The organism is Frankia sp. EI5c (assembly GCF_001636565.1).
Lineage (GTDB): Bacteria > Actinomycetota > Actinomycetes > Frankiales > Frankiaceae > Parafrankia.
The window spans coordinates 1-19,968 of sequence record NZ_LRTK01000096.1; the positions used below are offsets into that span (position 1 = coordinate 1).

Genomic DNA, 19,968 nt, shown 5'->3' on the forward strand with positions numbered 1-19,968 from the left:
CTTCGGGAGAGGTGTTGACAACCCCGGTGGTGGAGGGGGCGCAACCTCTCCGGGAGCGGAGACACCACGAGGTCTTCAGTCGCTGTCGGCGAATACTCGCGGACGGGCGGCGCGGGGGTGGATGGGGGGTGTTTCGGGGCTGTGCGGGCTCTGAAAGCCCTGGTGGCGGTGTTGCGGCGGGTTCCGCCGGGTGCGGCGGCCCGGTGGCCGTGCGCCGGGCGGGTGTTCGCGGGCCGAGGTGCCCGCGGGCGGGGTGCTGGATGCCGGAAGGGCTGGGCCGGTGGTGTCCCGGTAGCGGCCCGGGGCGGTCTCCCGTCGGGCCTCCCGGGCCGGCTCCGAACCCGGGGTGCCCCGTCCGATCAGACGGCTCTGTCACTCCGCCCCAGACCCAGACCCAGACCCAGCCACCGTCACCCCGGCCCCGGGCCAGCCGCTGCCACCGCAGCCTCGGGTCAGGCACCCGACCCGCTACCTCGAACCACCCAACCTTGATCCACGAGAAACCGCCTGGCCGGCGGCCCGGAGCCCGCCCGTACCGTCTGGCGCGTGCGCGGACGGCCGGGCCCTGTCCCAGCGGACCGGACCGGCCGGGCGTCAGAGGGCCGGACCGGTCGGGTTGGCGTCCTCGATCGCCGGCACTGCGTCTCCCAGCTCCCCACGGCCGGGCGCCGGCGCGCGCAGCAGGGCGGCACGCGCGTCGTCCAGCGTGTCGGCGACGTGTTTGAGTGAGACGGAGACCGCCCGGCCCACATCCCGGGCGCGGTAGGCGCTCACCAGTTCGTGGTGGTCGTGGTCGCCGCGTTCCCGGCGCCCGATGTCTCCGCCGAGCGAGACCCCGACGTAGAGGGTCGACAGGTCGGACATCCGGGTGAGGATCTCCAGCAGGTGCGCGCGCCGGCAGGGCGCGATCAGCACCGCGTGGAACCGGCGGTTGAGGTCCACCCACTCGGCCGGGTCGCTGGTCGACTCCATCGCGGCGCCCAGCGCCTCGGCCTCGGCGAGTTCGCTTTCCGTGGCCCGGTCAACCGCGCCCTGCACGGCCGGCGGCGTCAGGCGGGTCCGGATCTCGTAGATGTCCTCCAGCTCGCCGAGCGTCGGCGAATGCACGGTGGCTCCCCGGTAGGGGTCGAAGTCGACGAGCCCCTCCCCCACGAGATCCCGCAGCGCCTCGCGGACGGGTGTCACGCTGACCCGCAGCCGCCTCGCGAGATCCGCCTGGACGAGCCTCGTCCCGGCCGGAAGCACACCGATGAGGATCGCGCGTCGAAGACGGTCGATGACGTCCCGGTGTGTGGTGCGGGCATTCCCGACGCCGAGGTCTCCCATTGCCGTCATACCGTCCAAGGCCGCCACGCAGCGCCCCCTCTCNGTGCAAGCGGACGGATGCCATTTCATATCAGATGCGGGTACCAACGAACGATTGGACTGTGTCGCTCAGGTTAAGGATCGCTCGCCTGCGCATCAGGCGGCGCGCTCGCCGCTCACTGCATGACCCAATGCCACCTCCGGGACACCCTCCCGAGCGACCGGACCATCCGGAACGGACGGTGCGCCCAGATCCGCCCGGGCGGGGGCGGGCCTCGCCGCGTCCTCGTCACAGCTGGGGACGCGAGCCACCCGTCCGACACATATTATATGATGCACCGGTATCGGGTGAATCGCGTGCCACCACCGTCGCCGGCGCGCTTCGGAGCATCCAGAACCGACCCCGTCCAGCACCACTGCCTCTTTCCCCGTCTTCGCCAGGAGGTCCGTCTGTGAGGCTCGCCAGGATCGGCGCGGAACCGGAGCGTTGGGCGCTCGTCGAGGCCGACGGCCTCGTCGAGATCTCCGAGACGCTCAGGGAACTGATCGCCGGAGCGGCGCCGACCGCGACCGGGCGCCGGCTCGACCCCGCCCACACCACTCTGCTCGCCCCCGTCTCGGAGCAGTGCCGTGGGGTTTTCTGCACCGGCATCAACTACGTGGCGCACCAGCAGGAGTCCGCCGAGGCGTTCGCCGCGACGGTGCCGCCGCATCCCATCATCTTCTTCAAGACCGTCTCCGCGCTGTGCGGTCCCCACGACGAGCTGCCGCTCGACCGGTCGGTGTCGGCCGAGTTCGACTGGGAGGGCGAGGTCGGCGTCGTGATCGGCACCGGCGGCCGGGACATCCCGGTGGAGAGCGCGCTCGAGCACGTCTTCGCCTACACGGTCGTCAACGACATCACCGCCCGGGACGTCCAGCGCCGCCACCAGCAGTGGCACCTGGGCAAGAACGTCGACGCGTCCACACCGGTCGGGCCCTGGCTGGTGACCGCCGACGAGTTCGCCGGCCGTGCGCTGCCGGCGGACACCGTCGTCGAGCTGCGGGTGAACGGGGTGACGAAGCAGCGCGCGGTGACCGCGGACATGATCTTCGACATCGCGACCCAGATCTCGGTGATCTCCTCGACGACCGCGCTGCTCCCCGGCGACGTCATCAGCACCGGCACTCCGGCCGGTGTCGGCTTCACCCGCACGCCACCGGAGTTCCTCGCCGCCGGCGACGTCGTGGAGACCGAGGTCGCGGGGGTCGGGCTGCTGCGCAACGTCGTCCGAGCCGGGGCCGCCACCACGGCCGCCACCACGGCCGCCACCGCAACCTCCCCAGCCGAACGCGCACCAGCCGGACGCGCCCCGGCCGAACCCGCGCCGGCGCCCGCCGCCGCGGCACCGGCCGGCGCCGGCTCCGTTTCCTCCGACCGAAGGGTGAGCGCCTGATGAGCGTCGACGCCGCCACTGCTACCCAGACTCCAGCCAGTACCCAGACTCCGGCCAGCCCGGAGCCGACCTACCGGCCGGTGGACGCCGTGACCGTCGCGCTGCCGTCCCTCGGGCTGTACAGCCATGCGGTGCGGGCTCCCCGCGACCACCAGCTCGTGTGTGTCAGCGGTCAGCTCAGCGTCACCCCGGACGGCGTCCCGGTCGGCGTCGGTGACTTCGAGGCGCAGATGCGCACCGTACTGACGAACCTGCGGACGGTGCTGGCGAGCGCCGGCGCGACGCCGACCGACCTGCTCAAGATGACGACCTACCTGGTGAGCGCCGACCTCATCGACGACTTCTACCGGGTGCGCGAGTCCGTCTTCGCGGACTGGTTCCCCGACGGGGTCTTCCCGGGGAACACGCTGCTCGTGGTGTCCCGCCTGGTCCGCCCCGAGTTCCTGATCGAGATCGAGGCGCTCGCCGTCGCACCGGCCGCCACCCAGCCCGGCATCCAGCCTGGCATCGCCACGAGGGGCTCGGATGTCTGATCCGGTCGTCACCGAGTTCCCCAGCGGCTGCCGGGTGGTCTCCGGCGGGCTGGATGCCGACAACTCGGCCGCCGCGGCCGGCGGGTCCGGGGGGCTCGCCCGCGGCAGCGCTCTCGCGGAGGGCGGCATGTGGCTGGGCATCAGTGAACTGCCCGCCGGCCACGCCTCGACCCTGCACCATCACGACGGCCAGGCGACGATCGTCTACCTGATCCGCGGGGAGATGACCTTCCTGGTCGATCGGGCGGATGGGCGGACCGACGAGTTCACCGCGCGGGCCGGGGAGATCGCCGCCATTCCGGGTGGGCTCAACCACCGGGAGGAGAACCGCGGCGGCGAGCCCTGCCTGTGTGTCGTGGTGCGCAACGCCGACCAGCCGCGGGTGGTCAACATCGAATAGGGCGGGCGGACCCGGCAACCGCGACGCCATCAATCCCGTCAAATCCGATAAAGCCCGCCTTTCTTCACGACCGGGCAACAATCCGGAAACTCCGGACCGGGATCATATATGAAACATCGTGAAGGAGGTCTCGTGCCCCGGATGCCCGCAGTCACAGCGAGCTACACGGCGCGGGGGGCACCCCCCTCCGCGCCGGCATCCGCCGAGGGCCCGGCGCCGGCGACGCCGGTTCCCGCCGGGCCCTCGGCCCCGCTGGCCCACGGGCCGCACCCAGTCGCTCCCAGCCTGCCCGCGGACGCGACAGACACGGGTCGCTCCCGCCTCCGGGCGGCGCTCGGCACGCTGGGCCGGCGGACGGCCCTCGCCGCCGCTCCCGTCGTCGTCCTCGCCGCCCTGTGGGAGCTGCTCAAAACCCTCACCAGCACCGAGGACGCCCGGCTCCCCCACACCTGGCAGGTCCTGAGCTACTTCGTCGGCGAGGGCAGCACCGGCGAGGGTGAGCTGCGGCTGCTGCTCACCAACCTCGCCACGACCATCCAGGAGGCGTTCGTCGGGCTCGCCATCGGCCTCGTCGCCGGTGGCGCGCTGGGAATCCTGACCGCCAGGTACGCCACGTTCGGGCGCAGCGTACGCCCGCTGCTCGTGCTGACCCAGACCCTGCCCGTGGTCGCCATCGCGCCCGCGCTGGTCATCTGGCTCGGTCACTCCTGGGTGTCCAAGGCGGTGCTCGCCGCCCTGTGCTCGTTCTTCCCCGTGGCCGTGAGCGTCGCTCGCGGCATCGAGGACATCCCCGCGGAGGCCCGCTCGGTCTTCGCCAGCTTCGGCGCCAGCCGCTGGCAGGTCTTCCGCAGCCTGGAGATGCCCAACGCGCTCACCCAGGCCAACGCCGCCGTGCACACCGCCGCCGCACTCGCGGTGGTCGGCGCGGTCGTCGCCGAACTTCCCGCCGGGTCAACCGAGGGCATGGCCGTCCTGGTGCTCTCCTCGGCGCAGTTCTACAACTTCGAGCCCGCCGCCCTGTGGTGCGCCGCGATCACGACCGCCGTGGGCGGACTGGTCACGGTCTACCTCGCCCAGGCGATCTTCACCCGCCTGGCCAGGCTGGGGCTGCGGACATCCAGCCTGCCCACCGGAGACCACTGATGCCGAGGACCCACTGATGCCGAGGAGCACAGCCAGCGTGCCGAGGAGCCCGGCCAGCACTCCCGCCACAGCCGTCACCACACCGGCGCTCGAGCGCGGCACCATCGAGCTGCGTGGCGTCTGGAAGTGGTTCGCCGAGCCGTCGGCTCCGGTGCTGCGGGACATCTCGTTCCGGGTCCCGGCCGGATCCTTCGTCTCGGTGATCGGCGCGTCCGGCTGCGGGAAGTCGACGATGCTGCGGATGATGGGCGACCTCGCCCAGCCCAGCCGCGGCGAGGTGCTCACCAACGGCCACCCGGTCTCCCAGGCCCGGCAGGCCCATGAGATCGGCTTCGTGTTCCAGGCGGCGAACCTGTGTGCCTGGCGGTCCGTGCGGCGCAACGTCGAACTGCCGCTGGAGGCCATGAAGGTGCCGCGGTCCGAGCGCCGGGAGCGGGCGCTCGCCGAACTCGACCGCGTCGGGCTGACGGCCGCGGTCGACCAGTACCCGGCCGAACTGTCCGGCGGGATGGCGCAGCGGGTGGCGATCGCCCGCTCGCTGGTCACCGAGCCGCCGATCGTGCTGATGGACGAACCGTTCGGGGCGCTCGACGAGATCACCCGCGACCGGCTCAACCTCGATCTGCACGAGCTGTGGCGGCGCACCGGGAAGACGATCGTGTTCGTCACCCACAGCATTCCCGAGGCCGTCCTGCTCTCGACCCAGATCGTGGTGATGGGCCGCCGTCCGGGCCGGGTCGACCGCACGATCGACGTGCCGCTGCCCGACGAGCGCACCGCCGAGATCGCCCGCACGCCGGAGTTCTTCAACGCCGTCACCGAGGTCCGCGACGCGCTGTTCGACGTGATGGGACGCGACCTGTGAGCACGACCGCCGGCGCGGAGGTGGCGCGCGCCGGGGCCGACGCCGGGGTCGGCGCCCGGGCCNGGGCGAGCGCGGACGGGACGGGGCGGCACCCGATGCCGCCGGAACCGAGGCCGGAACCGGCCGGGCGCCGCGGCCCTGGCCAGGGCCGGCGCCGCGTGCGCCGGGCCGTCGACGCCGTGGTCACGGTGTGCGTCCCGGTGGCCGTGATCGCGGTGCTGCTCGTCCTGTGGGAGCTCGCGGTCGAGGCGTTCGACGTCAGGCCGTTCGTGCTGGCGAAGCCGACCGCCATCTGGGACGCGTTCGCCGCGAAGCCGGACGTCTACTTCGAGTACGGCCGCCACACCCTGCGGGAAGCCGCGCAGGGCCTGCTGTTCGGCGTGCTCGTGGGGGTGACGGTCGCGGTCCTCACCTTCCGCTCGCGGATGCTCTCGGAGCTGGCCCGCGCCTACAGCGCGGCGCTGCTCGCCCTGCCGGTCGTCGCCGTGATCCCGCTGTCGAACGTCTTCTTCGGGCTGCAGCCCGCGTCGCGGGTGTTCGTCGTCGCCGTGGGGACCACCCCCATCATGCTCACCTACACGCTGAGCGGGCTGAAGGCGACGGACGTCGGGCTCGCGGAGATGTTCCGGGCCTGCGCGATGCCGCGCTGGCGCTCGGTGCTGTCGCTGTTCCTGCCGTCGGCGCTGCCGTACTTCATGAGTGGCCTGCGGGTCGCCCTGCCCAGCGCGTTCACGGTCGCCATCATCGGCGAGTACTTCGGCGGCGAGCGGAACACCCTCGGCACGTACATCAAGACGGCCGCGGTGCAGTCGAAGGTCGCCGACCTGTGGGGCGCGGCGATGACCGCCTTCATGTTCGCCGTGGTGCTGTTCGCCCTGGTCGCGCTCGCCGACCGGCTGCTGCTGCGCCGGCACCCCTCCCGCGCCCGCCGCGGCTGACCGCCGCCCGCGCACCCCGCGCCACGCCCGCCGCCGACCTCCACCGCGGCGGGCGTGGCCGCGGCGTTTCCGGCGCGGCCACGGCGGCGGGTGCCGGGGATACGGGGCGACCGGGCGGCGATCGAACATATGTTTGGTATCGTCGGGGCGTGGGCGTAGCTCCGTTCCAGGCCTCGCTGCTCGACGCACTGCCCCTCGACCTGCCCCTCGACGTACTGCCCGAGGGTCGGGTCGAGGCGCGGGTCGGGCCGCTCGGCGTCGGGCTGCGCCGCCGGGAGCTTGCCGGTGGTGCGTGGGTCGACGTGCGGCGAGGCTGGGTCGCGAGGGCCGACACGCTGTTCGAGCGGCTGCGGGCCGAGGTGCCCTGGCGGGCGGAGCAGCGGCCGATGTACGACCGAACGGTCGCCGTTCCCCGGCTGCTGTCCTTCTACGCCGAGGGCCAGCCCCTGCCCGATCCCGCACTCGTCGCCGCCAGGCACGAGCTCGACGCCCACTACGCAGCCGAGCTGGGTGAGGCGTTCGCGACCGTGGGCCTGGCCCTATACCGGGACGGCCGGGACAGCGTGGCCTGGCACGGCGACCGCATCGGCCGCGGCTCCACTCAGGACACGATGGTGGCGATCATCGTCCTCGGCTCGCCCCGCGCACTGCTGCTGCGGCCGCGGGCCGGCGGGCCGGCCGTCGCCGACCGGCGCGGCCGCGGCCGGTCGGCGACGATCCGGTACGAGCTCGGCCATGGGGACCTGCTGGTGATGGGAGGCAGCTGCCAGCGCACCTGGGAGCACGCCGTGCCCAAGACCGCCCGTCCGGTCGGTCCCCGCCTGAGCGTGCAGTTCCGGCCTCGTAACGTGCTCTGAGCGCCGGTCCCGCGGGCACGGCCACCGCGGCGAGGCGTCTGCCGGGCGCTACCCGGTCAGCGGCCTGTCGGGACCGCGCCGGCGGCCGCGGGCTCCCCGGGCTCAACTGGCTCCCGGGACTCAACCGGCTCCCCGGGCCCAACGGCGGTGGGCTCGTCCGCCGCGGCGGGCTCCGCCGAAGCGTCCGCGCCGGTCCCGGCCGCCTCATCGCCGCGGTAGCGCAGGAAGGCCGGCATGACCATCAGCAGCAGGCCGAGGCCCAGCACGCAGGCCACGCCGCCGGCCACGACGCTGAACTGGGCCGAGGTGAAGCCGGCGACCAGGCCGGACTCCAGGTCCCCGAGACTGGGGCCGGCCGCGACCGTCACCATGAACAGGCCCGCCATCCGGCCACGGACGGCATCCGGAACCGCGACCCGCAGAATCGTCGTACGCAGCACGGCGGAGACCGTGTCGGCTCCGCCCGCGACCGCGAGCAGCAGCAGCGCCAGGGGCAGCGTTCCCGCCAGCCCGGCCAGCGCGATGGCCAGCCCCCACACCGCGACCGAGACCGCGACCACCAGGCCCTGCCGGCGCACCCGGGACAGCCAGCCCCCGGTCACCGCCACGAGGGTGCCGCCGATGGCCATGGCCGCGTAGAGCAGACCGGTGGTGCGCGGGCCGCCGTGGAACTGCTCGACGGCCAGTACCGCGAACAGCACCCTGGGCATCCCGAAGAGCATCGCGTTGATGTCGACGAGGAACGTCATCGCCAGCACCGGCCGCCCGCGCAGGAACCGCAGCCCGTCGACGATGCTGCGCAGCCCCGCCTGCGTTCCGCCGCCCTCCGGCCGCATCACCGGCAGCAGCCAGGTGGCACCGAAGATCGCCAGATAGGAGACGACGACCGCGGCGTAGGCGGCCTCATGCCCGGCGGCGGCTACGAGCACGCCGGCGAGCAGCGGACCGCCCGTCATCGCCACGGTCGCGCTCACACCCTCCAGCGCGCCGACGGCCGGCAGCTGGTCGGCGGGCAGCAGCCGCGCGGCAAACGTCTGGCGGGCCGGGGCGTCGATCGCGGACAGCGCCGCCTGCATGGCCATGAGCACGAACAGCACCCACACCGGGGCGCCCAGGATCGCCTGCAGGGCCAGCAGGGCCGGGATCAGCGCCATGCCGGCGGAGGTGCACAGAACGACGACCCGGCGGTCGAACGCGTCCGCGACCGCCCCACCGACGATGCCGAACAGCAGCAGCGGGACGAACGTCGCCGCGCCGGTCAGGCCGACGGCGAAGGCCGAGTGCGTGTCGGCGTAGATCTCGAGCAGCGCCGTCGTCAGCACGACCTGCGTGCCGGTCAGGCCGATCCCCTCGGCGATCCAGAACCTGCGGAACGCGACGGACTGCCGCAGCGGGCGCAGGTCCGCGGAGAAGGTGCGGGCGAACCTGCTCAGGCGACCGTTGGCCATGACTTCCCGGAAATCGGATCGGGCCGCGAGCTGACCGCGGCCAGGACGTGACTGGAGGTCCGCGCCACGGCTTGCCAGCCGGGCGGCGGACCTCCAGATCGCCTGCTATGGACAGGACACGCGCGGGTGGAACCCGACGTCAGGGCTCGATGTCGAGCGGGGTGAACGAGGCGCCGACGAGGTCGACGTCGGAGCCCAGCAGCTTGACGGCCGACTGGTAGACGTCGTCCTGGATGAGCGCGTCGACGTCCGGCGCGGTCTTGATGACGTCGTTGTCGAGCAGGATCTTCGCCGTCGCCTCGAACTTGTCCGGGTGCATGACACCCATCTCGCCCTGCGACTCGGCGACCGGCCAGAGCACCTTGTTGTACTCGTTCACGCTCCAGGTCATGAACTCGACCGGAGTCACCGAGCCGTACTTCCCGGCGAGCTTGGCGCATTCGGCCGCGTTGTCGCGGCAGTACGCCCAGCCCTTCAGCGAGCCGGCGACGAACTTCGCGGCCGTCTCCGGGTTCTTCTTCACGTAGCCGGCCTCGCCGAAGATCTGCATCTCCAGCGTGGCGGTGTCGTCGGCCTCGTAGGAGTACACGTTGAGGTCGGACTCCGGAACGCCGCCCGCGATCACCTGGCCGACCTCGTTGTAGGCGTAGCCGGAGGCCATGTCGAGCTCACCGGACAGGAACGCCGACATGTCCGCGCCCTGCTCGACGAGGGTGAGGTCGGAGTCCTGGTCCAGGCCGTGCTTGGCGAGGGAGGCATAGAAGGAGTTGACGCTGGAGAAGATGCCGACCTTCTTGCCCTTCCAGTCGTCCGGGGAGGTGATGTTGTCCTCCTTCCGGGAGACCAGGCGGATTGCCGAGCGCTCGGTCAGCTGGGCCAGCGATACCAGCTCGGTGCCGGCGTCGTTGGCGGTCAGCACGTTGGTGAACGCGTCCGCGGAGAACTGGGCGGCGCCCGACCCGACGAGCTGCTGGGCGTTCACGTCGGGGCCACCGGCCTGGATCGAGACGTTGAGGCCGAGGTCCTCGTAGTAGCCGAGCTCCTTGGCCGCCAGGAATCCGACGTTGTCCGCGCCGGGCAGCCAGCTGAGCACCATCTTGACGTTGGTGGTCGAACCGGAGCCGGCGGAGCTCGCGGTGTCGTTGTCGTCATCCGAGGAACAGGCTGACGCCGCGCTGAGGGCGAGGGCACCGACCAGCGCCAGGCCCAGGTAACGGGAAGACTTCACAACACTCCGTTTCGCAGATGGGCGCCGTCGATGATCGCCTCATCTTGTCAGGCAAAATATATGATGTATTGCCAGTGTGTTGACGTTGCCAGTGTGTTGACGTCCCCCATGGCGACGTTGGACACGGGGGCGGGAGCGCCGTCACCGGCGCCCGTGGCGCACTATGCGTCGGCCGGCTCCGGGAGCCGCTCACCGGTCTGCGCCAGATAGGACTCGTACCGCTTCACCAGCCAGTTGTTGAACTGCGGCAGCGTCGACTCCAGGTGGCTGTAGCGACCACGCTTGGCGTAGCGGGAGCGCTGCCCGCGCTGCATCCGGCGGTTGGTCACGAAATCCTGCTCGTTGATGGCGCCGTTGATGATGTTCTGGACGTCCAGCGCCCACTCGAAGGTGGGCTCCTTGATCGAGCTCTCCGGGAACAGCCAGGTGACCCGCAGCGTCATCGAGTCGGCCGATTCCGGGAGCACCAGGAAGACGAACACCTGGTCCGGGCTGAAGGCGAAGAACACCACCGGCGGAATGGAGGCGAACATGACCCGGCTGCGCCGGGTCTCGTCCAGGCCAGCGATGATCGGCAGCACCGGCTGGCCGCTCGGGGTGAACGCCGCGTCCATCTCCCGGAAGCCGGTCGGGTGCATCACCTGGCCGTCGTTCTCGTCCCATTCCAGGAACGTGGCGTTCTGCGCGGGCGCGACGTCGTGGTAGCCGGCGTGCACGAACAGCGTGTGGTACGGCTCCAGGGCGTTCTCGTGCATCCCCTTCCAGTTCCACGGCTGGTTGGGGTAGTCGACGGTCTTCACGGCCTTCAGGTTGACCGTGTCGAACGCCTCCATCTCGGGCGCGAGCTTGTCCAGCGTCGGGCCGAGCGGGGCGGCGTCCGGGTCCATGTTGGCGAAGATGAATCCGCCGAACAGCTCCACTTTGAGCGCCGGCAGCGCGGTCTCGTCCTTCAGCTCCTGCAGCGGGCAGGTCCGGGTCATCTCCGGCGCGGTCGCCAGGCTGCCGTCGAGCTCATAGGACCAGAAATGGTATGGGCAGCGCAGCCGCTTCGCGTTGCCGGTCTCCCCGTTCTCCAGGATCGGGTAGCCGCGGTGCTGGCAGATCGCCGAGAGCACCCGGATCTCACCGTCCTCCGCGCGGGTGACGATGAGGGGCTCCGGGCCCACGTTGATGGCGAAGTAGTCGCCGTTCTCGGGCAGCTGGCTGACATGCCCGAGGCAGAGCCACTCCCGCGCGAAGACCGATTCCCACTCGAACTGGAAGAACTCCTCGGAGGTGTAGACCTCCGGCGGCATGGTCCGGGCTGAGCGGAAGTCACCGGTAGAGGCTCGGATCTCGGCCAGGATCTCACGGACCTGGGGCGTCACGACGTTCACGGCTACTCCTCACCTGCCAGCGCCACCGGAGCGTCGAGGGCGCCGGGTGCCACTGGTCCGTTGTTGGGCTGACTGAGCGGAAAGACGGGGACGGATGAGCGGGGGTGGCGGGGCGGCATGCGGAGGCTCACCGGCGGTAGCCGGCCCCAGCACTCGGAGACCGCGACGCCGGCGATGATGAGCACGCCGCCGGCCGCCACCGCGGCGGTGAGCGGATCGCCGACGATCAGCCAGGCGGCGACGGTGGTCATCACCGGAATCGTCGTGAGGATCATCACGGCCTGGCCGCCATCCAGCCTGCGCTGGGCGCTGACCTGCAGTGACAGCCCGACTGCCTGCGCCAGGCCGGTGTAGCCCGCGGCCAGCAGTCCCGGCCAGGTCAGCTCCCCGAAGCCGCTGACGGCGGTGGCCAGCGACGCCAGCACCGCGACGACGCCGAGCTGGCCGAGGTTGAACCACGGGCCGGGTAGCAGCGGCGCGAACCGGCTCGTCGCCNTCACATGCAGACTTCCGGCGATGGCGCAGAGCAGCGCCAGGCTCTCACCGGTGCCGAGCCCCGGTTCCGCCCCCGTGAGCACGAAGCTGCCGAGGACGGCGAGTGCCACACCGACCACCCGGCGCCGGGCCGGCCAGTGCCGCGACGCGAGCGCCAGCAGCACCGGAACGACCACCACGGACATGCTGGACAGGAAGGCGACCGTGCCGGCTTCCGCCCGGTCGAGGGCGGAGTTCTGCAGGACGAACCCGACCGTGTTGACGCAGCCCGCCAGCAGCGATCCCGTGATCAGCAGCCGGGTCAGCCCCGCCGCCGGCCCACCGACCGCGCCGCCGTCCTGGCCCTCGGCGCCGCGGGTACCGGCCCGGTTCCGGGTTGCCGCCAGGAGGCCCAGGCCGACCGCCCCGGTCGCGACGATGAACCGGACCGCCACGGCGCCGGCCGGGCTCAGATCCCGCACCGCCCACTGGGACGGAAGAATCGCCGAGGCGAAGAAGCCCGCCGCCAGGAGCAGGATGAGCGAGGGCGGTGCCCCCAGGAGGAAACGGGACAGCACCTTCCGTCCCGCCCGCACCTCCGCATCTCGCACATGTTGGAACATATATGAAGTGTGCTGAGGGTGGATTGCGTCCAGGTAACGGCATGTTCCAGGCGCTGACCTGCCCGGCTCACGCCTGGCGGTGCCGGCGCGGCCTCACCTCTCCAGGCCGCCCAGCAGCGCGAACACCACCCGATGGCCATCGGGATCCCGCAGCGACAGACCGCGCGGGCCGGCGCTGTGGGCGACCTCCTCGAACGGCGTGCCGCTCGCGGTGAGCCGGCGGCGGCCGCGATGCAGATCGTCCTCGCTGTCGAGCGTCAGCGTGAAACCGTCAAGACCCGGCGGAAGCGCGCCGGCCGGAACCAGCGTCAGGTCGGGCAGACCAACGGACCCGCCGAGCACGACCGGGCCGGGGATACCGGGAACCGGGCGGGAGCTGGAGACAGGGCCGGAGCCGGAGACAGAGCCGGAGCCGATGGCTGGATCAGCCGCGGTGACCGGGTGCAGGCCCAGGGCGGTGCGGTAGAAGCGCTGGGCTCGCTCGACATCGGTGACCCGCAGTGTCGCCCGCGCCGTCCGCACCGGATGCAGCGGCGCCGCCTCCACCCGCGCGGTCACCGGGTGGGCGTCCCAGCGCGGTACCGGGTCCGGCGCCGTGGCGAACGGGTCCCAGCCGCCGGTGATCAGCTGGTTCTCGTTGGCCCGGTAGATCTCCCGCCAGTCGCTGGGGACGTCCGCGTACAGCTCGTGGTAGATCCCGTCCGGGTCGAACAGGTAGGCGCTGTGCGAGATCTGGTGGTCGACCGTCCGGTGCAGGCGCACGCCCGCGCCGCCGAGCGCGCCGATGGTCGTGACGAGGTCGGCCTCGCTCGCCATCTCCCAGCCCAGGTGGTTGAGCCCGGGGTGGCGGCCGCGTCCCCGGGAGACCTGGACGTGCCCGTCGCGCCCGACCAGGGCTTCGTCCGAGACCTGCATGACGGCGAGGTCGTGGTGGCTGTGCCCGTTGCTGAGGAAGCAGGCACCGATGCCCGGTTCGGCGAAGACCTGCTCAAGGCCGCAGACCTGCGTGTAGAACGCCAGCGACGCGGTGAGATCGGACACGAAGAGATTGACGTGGGCGAGGCGCCGCGGCGGCACGAGCCCGTCGATGGAAGCGGCCCCGGCGATCACGGTCTCGGTCACGCCCCGCCCCCGTTCCAGCCCCCGGCGGCACTGTCGGCAGCGGCACCGTCCGCGGCGGCACTGTCGGCAGCGGCACTGTCGGCAGCGGAACTGTCGGCACCGCTGTCGTCGAGCCAGGACCTCATCAGCCGCAGCAGCCACCCGTTGAACTGCGGCAACGTCGCCTCCTGCGGTGAGTACGGGCCCCGGACGGCGCCACGAGCCCGCAGGCCCCGGTACATCCGCTCGTTGGCCGTCATGTCCTGGCCGTTGACGATGTCGAAGAAGGCCAGCTGGCGGTCCATCGCCGCGGCGAACGTCNGGGCGTTTACCGTGGCCTGCGGGAACAGCCAGGTCACGCTCAGTGTCATCCGGTCGACCGCGTCGGGCAGTACCCGCATGACCATGACGCTGTCGGGCTTGAGCGAGGCGAACATGAGCGGTGGGACGGCGGTGTAGAGGATGCGCCGGCGCTGGTCGTCGTGCAGGTGCGGGAGGATCGGGAACGCCGCCGTTCCGTCGTCGGTCAGAAAGCCGCCGTCCGGGCGGGCCAGGCCGGCGTGCCGCAGGATCGCGCCGTCGGTGGCCGGGTCGAAGTCGAGGAAGCGCACGAGCCGGGCCGGCGCCGCGTCGTGGTAGCCGGCGTGCAGGAAGCTCGTGTGATAGGCCTCCAGCGCGTTCTCCAGCATGTTCTTCCAGTTCCACGGCAGGTCCGGCAGCGTCAGCCGGTGCCCGGCGACGAGGTCCTCCGTGCGGTAGCCGGTCAGCTCCGCGTCGAGCGCGGCCANGGTCGGGGCCAGCGGCGGCGGCTCGCTGCCGAGGTGCGTGAACACGAACCCGTGGAAGATCTCCACCGGGTGGGACGGCAGGTTCGCGGTGCGCCGCAGTTCCGCGAGGGTGTGGCCGGGTTCCATCGTGGGTGCCGCGATCAGGCAGCCGTCCAGGCCGTAGGCCCAGTAGTGGTAGGGGCAGCGGAGCTGCCGGGCGTTACCGTCCTCGACGACCAGCGGGTACGAGCGGTGCCGGCACAGCGCGGAGAGCACCCGGATCACGCCGTCCTCGCCGCGGGTGACGACCAGCGGTTCACCGGCGACGGTGACGGCGAGGTGGTCACCGGCCTTCGGAACCTCGCTGACATGACACAGGTACAGCCACGAGCGCCCGAAGACGGCGTCCCGCTCGGCCTCGAAGAACAGCGGTGAGGTGTAGCAGCCCGGCGGCGGCGTGATCGCCGTCTCGACCGGGCCGGTGGACGCCGCCAGCTCACCGATCAGGCCGGAGACCTGGCGGCGCAGGGTGGCGTCCGAGGCGGCGATGGTTTCGGAGGTAGGCGCTGTTTCGGAGGTAGGCACGGTTTGGGAGGTAGGCACGGTTTGGGAGGTAACGGTCACGTAGGGTCACACCCCCTTGAGGTTGCGGGGCCCGGCCGGATGGGCGGGCTGATCGGCAGGCGCGTCGGCGGACCGGACGGCCGGCGGTTCGAAGGCCGTTCGTTCGAAGGCCGTTCGTTCGAAGGCCGTGCGAAGGAACGTGGTGCCGAGCGCGGTGAAGCCGGCCGGGTCCTCGAACTGCGGCCAGTGGCCCAGCTCGGGGAGGGCCTCGAACCGGGCGCCGGGCACCCGCCGGGCGAAGTCGGCCCCGGCCTCGGCGGGCCCGGTGGGGTCCTTCGTCCCCCACAGCACCAGCGTGGCGGCCCGGATCGACTCCGCCGCGGCCGCACTGATCATGTTGCGGCGGCGCACGTCGGGCTCCTGCAGGCACAGCAGCCCGGCCATCCGCTCCGCCGCGCCGGGCTGCTGGTAGAGCCGCAGCCGGGTGGCGACCAGGGCCGCCGTCACCGTCGAGGGGTCGGCGACGAGCCATTCCAACCGGGTCCGCACGGCGGCCTCGCCGGGTGCCTCGACCGCCGCGGAGGACAACGAGCGCAACGCTCCCATCACCGCGGGATCCGCCCGGACACCACCGGGGGCGACCAGCACCAGCGCGTCGACCCGTCCGGGGCGGGTCGCGGCGTGGTGGGCCGCGACCCAGCCGCCGAGGGAGACCCCGACCAGGGCCGCGCCTCCCCCGCCGGGGGCGACGCGCAGGTGGTCGAGAACCGCGTCGAGATGGTCGGTGTAGGCCGGGACCTCGTAGCCGCCGTCGGTCACCGCGGGTGGTCCGGACCAGCCGTGGCCGGGCAGGTCGTAGGCCACACAGTGGAACCACCGGGCGAACGGCGCGAGCACGTGGGCGAACGCCTCGAGATGGCCGCCGGTGCCGTGCAGGAACACGACGGTCGGGCGCGCGGGATCACCGACCTCCAGCAGCCGGGTGGGCACACCGCCCACCACCGGCCGGGTGACCCTCGCCCCGGCCGCGTACGCCTCCGCGAGCAGCCCGAACGCGTCATCCGCCCAGGCCTCGGGGGTGGCCGCGGTAGTCACGGTCACACCAGTTCCGCGTGCTCGCCGGAGCCGATCGCGAGGACCCGTCCCGGCAGCGTGAGGCCCACGAAGGCCGCCCGGTCAGCGGCCTGCATCGGCCACGGCGACACCTGCTCGCGGTGCGCGGGGTCCACGACCACCCAGTCATCCGGATGGCGGGTGCCGAACACCTCGGTCGGCGCGGTGGTGACCTTGGGCCACAGCTCGGCGGGCGTCCAGCCGTAGACGTCGCACAGCGAGAGCAGCAGCGGCAGCAGGTGCTGCTGGGCCTGCAGGCCCGGGCCGGTCGGACCGGACACGGGCAGGGCGTTGTGGTCGGTCGCCAGCATCGTCACCCGGTCGAGGAACACGTCCGCCAGGGCGGTCCGCTCGGCGTCGTCGGGCGGGGTGGGCAGCACGACGAGGTCCGCACGGCGCCCGGGTGCCAGCGGGTGCAGCAGGTGTGGGCTCGTCTGCACCGTCGAGCCGGGGTTGGCGAGCACCCGGTCGACGAAGGCCGCGGACGTGGCGTGGCGGACGTGCAGTGGGCCCTCGGCGTGGCTGACCAGCCAGTCGAAGTCCCGCTCGGTGTAGCAGTAGACGACGGCGCGCAGCCCGGCCGACCAGATGACGTCCAGGTGGCGTTCGAAGTTGGGGTCGGCGGTGTAGAGCTTGCACACCGGCGGCAGCAGCTCCCGCACCTCGGGCAGGTGCTTGTCGAACCAGGCCGCGAAGTCGTCGGTGTCGTCGATGTTGACCGACAGCAGCGGCGTGACGGCCGGCAGCCGCAGCCGCCCNAGCTCCGCGACGATGCCCGGCAGGTCGAGGTGCCGCAGCGTCTGCCACTGCAGCGCGACGTTCTGGTGCGAGACGCCGCCGTGGCGGGCGACGTACACGTCCACCTCCCGCAGGCCGACATCCAGCAGCGGGAGGTGGGCGTCGGCGTCGTACAGGGCGGGCAGCAGCCAGAAGCGGGAACCGTCGACCACCCGGTCGTTCGGGCCAGCCGGGCTCCCCGGATCCAGGCGCCGCCCGCCACCGAGGCTGATCGACCGACGCTCACCGGAGATGGGATCGAGCACGTCGAGGAAGGTGGTGCGCATGGGCGCGGGTGCGGGTGCGGACGGCGACATGGGCGACCTCCGGTGTCTGGGGCTGGGGCTGGGGCTGGGCGCGGTGCGGCGGAGCTGGGCGTCCAGCAAATACTGTTTGATATATCGTACGGGATATGCCCCCTCCGCCCGGCGGACGGGGCCCACGGCGGAATCCCCACCCCGCCGTCAGCGCCGCCCCTCGGGCGCGGCGACGTCGACTACCGCCGAAAGGCTGATGCTGGTGACACAAGTGACGGGAAGCCCTGCCGGTACCGGTGATCTCGCCGAGACGCTCGCCAGCGCGCTGGCCCGGCTCGACGTGTTGGAGTCACAGGACGCGATCCGCCGGCTCAAGGCCGACTACATGCAGTGGTGCGACGACAAGCGCGGCCGCGACCTCGCCGACCTCTGGTGGCCCGACGGCATCTGGGAAGGTGTCGGCCCGCTGGCCGAGGGCCGCTGGCAGGGCCACGAGGCCATCGCGGCGATGTTCGAGGCGAGCCCGAAGCGCCTGAGCTTCACCGTGCACTACCTGACGAACGAGGCGATCGTCGTCGACGGCGACCGGGCGGTGGGCCGTTGGAAGATCCTCGAACCGGCCACCTTCGGCTCGGACGTCGCCTTCTGGCAGGGCGGTCGGTACGAGAACGACTTCGAGCGGCGCGACGGCGTGTGGAAGATGACCCACCTGCGCCTGTGGCTGGACTTCCGCTCGCCCTACGAGACGAGCTGGGCGGCCGGCCCGCTGACCCTGCCGGGATGACGGCCCGCGGCGCCGGGGTCGACCACGTCGGCATCACCGTGCCGGACCTGGACGCGGCCAGCTCCCTGTTCGTCCGCCTCCTCGGTGCCCGGTCGCTGTACCGGCGCGCGTTCCCGGCCGACCCGGCGCGGCCCGAGAGCGCGGAGCCGGCCGACCCGGCGCGGCCAACCGACCCGGCGCGGGCGGGCGGGCTGTCCCGCCAGCTCGCGGTGCATCCCGACGCCACCTTCCGGGTGGAGCGGCTGCGGCTGGCCGGCACTGACCTCGAGCTGTGGGAGTGGCACGCGCCCGACCAGGCGACGGCCGTCCCCCGGGTCTGTGACCTGGGCGGGGCTCATCTCGCGTTCGAGGTCGCGGATGTCGCCGCCACCGCCGAGGCGTTCCGCGCCGAGCCGGGCGTCCGGGTGCTCGGCGAACCGCAGACCCTGGGCGCGGATCATCCCCTCGCCGGCCGGGTGTGGATCTACGTGCTGCTTCCCTGGGGGACGGCGGTCGAACTCGTGTCGCCGTCCCCCAGGGAGGCCATCGAAGCCCAAGCCGAGTCCGAAGCCGTCAGCCGGCCCAGACGGTCTTGAGGTTGCAGAACTCGCGGATGCCGACGGCGCTCAGCTCCCGGCCGTAGCCGGAACGCCGCACGCCTCCGAACGGCAGCTCCGGGTGGGAGGTGACCATTCCGTTGATGAAGACCGCGCCAGCGTCGAGATCGGCGATGAACCGCTCCTGCTCGGCCGGGTCGGTCGTCCAGGCGTTGGAGCCGAGGCCGAACGACGTCGCGTTGGCGAGCTCGACCGCCGCGTCGATGTCGGGCACCCGGTAGAGAGTGGCCAGCGGGCCGAACGCCTCCTCGAGGTGCAGCCGCATGTCGGGGGTGATGTCACCGACGACGGTCGGCGGGAAGAACCAGCCCGGCCCGGACGGCGCCGTGCCGCCGCACAGGACGTTGGCGCCGTGCTTCACCGCGTCGGCGAGGAGCTCCTCGATGTCGGCGCGGCCGCCCTCGGTGGCGAGCGGACCGACGTCGGTGGCCGGGTCCATCGGGTCTCCGACCCGCAGCGCCCGCATGCCCTCGACAAACAGCTGCGCGAACTGGTCGTAGACGTCCTCGTGGACGATGAACCGCTTGGCGGCGATGCAGGACTGCCCGTTGTTCTGGCAGCGGGCGGTGACCGCGACCGCGGCCGCCCGCTCGACGTCGGCCGACGGCATGACGACGAACGCGTCGCTCCCGCCGAGCTCGAGCACCGTCTTCTTGATCTCCTGACCGCAGATCGACGCGACCGACTGGCCGGCCGGCTCACTGCCGGTGACCGTGGCGGCGGCGACCCGCGGGTCACGCAGCACGCTCTCCACCTGGCCGGCGCCGATCAGCAGGGTCTGGAAGCAGCCCTCCGGGAACCCGGCGCGCGTGAACAGGTCCTCCAGGTAGAGCGCGCACTGCGGCACGTTGGACGCGTGCTTGAGCAGGCCGACGTTGCCGGCCATCAGCGCGGGTGCCGCGAACCGGACGACCTGCCAGAGCGGGAAGTTCCACGGCATCACCGCGAGGACGACCCCGAGCGGCTGGTACCGGCCGAACGCGCGGCTCGCGCCGACCACGCCGGGATCGGCCAGCGGCTCGTCGGCCAGGAAGGCCGGCGCGTGCTCGGCGTAGAAGCGCATCCCCTTCGCGCACTTCGCCGCCTCGGCCTCGGCCGAGCGCAGGGTCTTGCCCATCTCCGTCGTCATCGTGACGGCGATGTCGTGCCGCTCGGCGTCCAGCAGGTCGGCGGCCCGCAGGAGCCACGCCGCCCGCTCGGCGAACGTCGTCCGCCGGTACTCGGCGAAGGTGGCGCTGGCGCGGGACAGGCGCTGTTCGATCTCGGCGGCGCCGAGCGGCTCGAACGTCTGGACCACAGCGCCTGTTGCCGGATTGACCGACCGGATCGCCATGTCACTCCTTATCGATCGAGGCACGCACGGCGCACTCGCGGGAGCGCTCC

At 72.2% G+C, this 19,968-nt stretch carries 19 protein-coding genes and 3 pseudogenes; 9 read left to right on the forward strand and 13 right to left on the reverse strand.

The window, feature by feature from the left end:
* Nucleotides 1–594: 594 nt before the first annotated feature.
* On the reverse strand, nt 595–1,368 hold a 774-nt coding region (locus tag UG55_RS23915; RefSeq protein WP_206779427.1), incomplete at its 5' end, for a GntR family transcriptional regulator.
* A 389-nt stretch (nt 1,369–1,757) separates the two neighbouring features.
* On the opposite strand from UG55_RS23915, the gene UG55_RS23920 reads away from it, so the two are divergent.
* The 7 genes from UG55_RS23920 to UG55_RS23950 all read left to right on the forward strand — a co-directional run bounded on the left by UG55_RS23920 (nt 1,758) and on the right by UG55_RS23950 (nt 7,477).
* Nucleotides 1,758–2,741 (forward strand): fumarylacetoacetate hydrolase family protein, encoded by a 984-nt coding sequence (locus UG55_RS23920; protein WP_066073384.1) that lies wholly within the window; start codon nt 1,758–1,760, stop codon nt 2,739–2,741.
* Nucleotides 2,741–3,274 (forward strand): RidA family protein, encoded by a 534-nt coding sequence (locus UG55_RS23925; protein WP_083987146.1) that lies wholly within the window; start codon nt 2,741–2,743, stop codon nt 3,272–3,274. Before UG55_RS23920 ends, UG55_RS23925 begins: the two co-directional genes overlap by 1 nt.
* Nucleotides 3,267–3,674 carry a cupin domain-containing protein gene (locus tag UG55_RS23930; protein WP_066073390.1) on the forward strand — a complete coding sequence of 136 codons (408 nt, stop codon included), beginning with the start codon at nt 3,267–3,269 and terminating at the stop codon, nt 3,672–3,674. The genes UG55_RS23925 and UG55_RS23930 overlap by 8 nt, the downstream gene beginning before the upstream one ends.
* A 141-nt stretch (nt 3,675–3,815) precedes the next feature.
* On the forward strand, nt 3,816–4,817 hold the full coding sequence (locus UG55_RS23935) for an ABC transporter permease (RefSeq protein WP_066073393.1): 1,002 nt from the start codon (nt 3,816–3,818) through the stop codon (nt 4,815–4,817).
* Between the two features lie 16 nt (nt 4,818–4,833).
* Nucleotides 4,834–5,682: an ABC transporter ATP-binding protein gene (locus tag UG55_RS23940; protein WP_083987148.1), complete on the forward strand. Its 849-nt coding sequence runs from the start codon at nt 4,834–4,836 to the stop codon at nt 5,680–5,682.
* A 95-nt stretch (nt 5,683–5,777) separates the two neighbouring features.
* Nucleotides 5,778–6,620 carry an ABC transporter permease gene (locus UG55_RS48145; RefSeq protein ID WP_396231002.1) on the forward strand — a complete coding sequence of 281 codons (843 nt, stop codon included), beginning with the start codon at nt 5,778–5,780 and terminating at the stop codon, nt 6,618–6,620.
* A gap of 149 nt (nt 6,621–6,769) precedes the next feature.
* Entirely contained in the window at nt 6,770–7,477 is a 708-nt protein-coding gene (locus UG55_RS23950; RefSeq protein WP_199865245.1) for an alpha-ketoglutarate-dependent dioxygenase AlkB, read from the forward strand.
* Nucleotides 7,478–7,533: 56 nt separating this feature from the next.
* Here the strand turns inward: UG55_RS23950 and UG55_RS23955 are convergent, their stop codons facing one another.
* The 11 genes and pseudogenes from UG55_RS23955 to UG55_RS27865 form a co-directional block, all read right to left on the reverse strand.
* The gene (locus tag UG55_RS23955; protein ID WP_083987149.1) at nt 7,534–8,925 is read right to left on the reverse strand and encodes an MFS transporter; all 1,392 of its coding nucleotides are present in this window, start codon (nt 8,923–8,925) and stop codon (nt 7,534–7,536) included.
* 139 nt (nt 8,926–9,064) lie between these two features.
* On the reverse strand, nt 9,065–10,153 hold the full coding sequence (locus UG55_RS23960) for an ABC transporter substrate-binding protein (protein WP_066073398.1): 1,089 nt from the start codon (nt 10,151–10,153) through the stop codon (nt 9,065–9,067).
* A gap of 161 nt (nt 10,154–10,314) precedes the next feature.
* On the reverse strand, nt 10,315–11,529 hold the full coding sequence (locus tag UG55_RS23965; RefSeq protein ID WP_083987150.1) for an aromatic ring-hydroxylating dioxygenase subunit alpha: 1,215 nt from the start codon (nt 11,527–11,529) through the stop codon (nt 10,315–10,317).
* A gap of 2 nt (nt 11,530–11,531) precedes the next feature.
* Nucleotides 11,532–12,024: EamA family transporter (locus UG55_RS48150; protein ID WP_396230999.1), on the reverse strand; the 493-nt coding region annotated here is incomplete at its 5' end.
* A 1-nt stretch (nt 12,025) separates the two neighbouring features.
* Nucleotides 12,026–12,626 (reverse strand): annotated as a pseudogene (locus UG55_RS48155) (EamA family transporter); the annotation flags it as partial.
* A gap of 93 nt (nt 12,627–12,719) precedes the next feature.
* Entirely contained in the window at nt 12,720–13,748 is a 1,029-nt protein-coding gene (locus UG55_RS23975) for a VOC family protein (protein ID WP_066073404.1), read from the reverse strand.
* A partial coding sequence (locus UG55_RS48160; protein ID WP_396231000.1) for an SRPBCC family protein occupies nt 13,745–14,048 on the reverse strand: 304 nt, incomplete at its 5' end. The genes UG55_RS48160 and UG55_RS23975, both read right to left, overlap by 4 nt.
* A 1-nt stretch (nt 14,049) precedes the next feature.
* Nucleotides 14,050–14,494, reverse strand: a pseudogene (locus UG55_RS48165) (SRPBCC family protein); the annotation flags it as partial.
* A gap of 21 nt (nt 14,495–14,515) precedes the next feature.
* Nucleotides 14,516–15,118 (reverse strand): annotated as a pseudogene (locus UG55_RS48170) (aromatic ring-hydroxylating dioxygenase subunit alpha); the annotation flags it as partial.
* A gap of 6 nt (nt 15,119–15,124) precedes the next feature.
* Nucleotides 15,125–16,159 (reverse strand): alpha/beta fold hydrolase, encoded by a 1,035-nt coding sequence (locus UG55_RS23985; protein WP_066073410.1) that lies wholly within the window; start codon nt 16,157–16,159, stop codon nt 15,125–15,127.
* On the reverse strand, nt 16,156–16,929 hold a 774-nt coding region (locus UG55_RS27865; protein ID WP_206779428.1), incomplete at its 5' end, for a hypothetical protein. The genes UG55_RS27865 and UG55_RS23985, both read right to left, overlap by 4 nt.
* Nucleotides 16,930–17,476: 547 nt before the next feature.
* On the opposite strand from UG55_RS27865, the gene UG55_RS29265 reads away from it, so the two are divergent.
* Complete coding sequence (locus UG55_RS29265) at nt 17,477–17,989, forward strand: nuclear transport factor 2 family protein (RefSeq protein WP_066073415.1); 513 nt, start codon at nt 17,477–17,479, stop codon at nt 17,987–17,989.
* Nucleotides 17,986–18,564: a VOC family protein gene (locus UG55_RS24000; RefSeq protein WP_066073418.1), complete on the forward strand. Its 579-nt coding sequence runs from the start codon at nt 17,986–17,988 to the stop codon at nt 18,562–18,564. Before UG55_RS29265 ends, UG55_RS24000 begins: the two co-directional genes overlap by 4 nt.
* On the opposite strand, the gene UG55_RS24005 is transcribed toward UG55_RS24000, so the two are convergent.
* Nucleotides 18,542–19,918 (reverse strand): NADP-dependent succinic semialdehyde dehydrogenase, encoded by a 1,377-nt coding sequence (locus tag UG55_RS24005; protein ID WP_066073421.1) that lies wholly within the window; start codon nt 19,916–19,918, stop codon nt 18,542–18,544. The genes UG55_RS24000 and UG55_RS24005 overlap by 23 nt on opposite strands.
* Nucleotides 19,919–19,968 lie beyond the last annotated feature (50 nt).

What these genes read in the sequence shown, in the direction of transcription:
- UG55_RS23925 (WP_083987146.1), top strand. Translation starts at nt 2,741, where the DNA reads ATGAGCGTCGACGCCGCCACTGCTACCCAGACTCCAGCCAGTACCCAG.
- UG55_RS23930 (WP_066073390.1), top strand. Translation starts at nt 3,267, where the DNA reads ATGTCTGATCCGGTCGTCACCGAGTTCCCCAGCGGCTGCCGGGTGGTC.
- UG55_RS23935 (WP_066073393.1), top strand. Translation starts at nt 3,816, where the DNA reads ATGCCCGCAGTCACAGCGAGCTACACGGCGCGGGGGGCACCCCCCTCC.
- UG55_RS23940 (WP_083987148.1), top strand. Translation starts at nt 4,834, where the DNA reads ATGCCGAGGAGCACAGCCAGCGTGCCGAGGAGCCCGGCCAGCACTCCC.
- UG55_RS48145 (WP_396231002.1), top strand. Translation starts at nt 5,778, where the DNA reads ATGCCGCCGGAACCGAGGCCGGAACCGGCCGGGCGCCGCGGCCCTGGC.
- UG55_RS23955 (WP_083987149.1), bottom strand. Translation starts at nt 8,925, where the DNA reads ATGGCCAACGGTCGCCTGAGCAGGTTCGCCCGCACCTTCTCCGCGGAC.
- UG55_RS24000 (WP_066073418.1), top strand. Translation starts at nt 17,986, where the DNA reads ATGACGGCCCGCGGCGCCGGGGTCGACCACGTCGGCATCACCGTGCCG.
- UG55_RS24005 (WP_066073421.1), bottom strand. Translation starts at nt 19,918, where the DNA reads ATGGCGATCCGGTCGGTCAATCCGGCAACAGGCGCTGTGGTCCAGACG.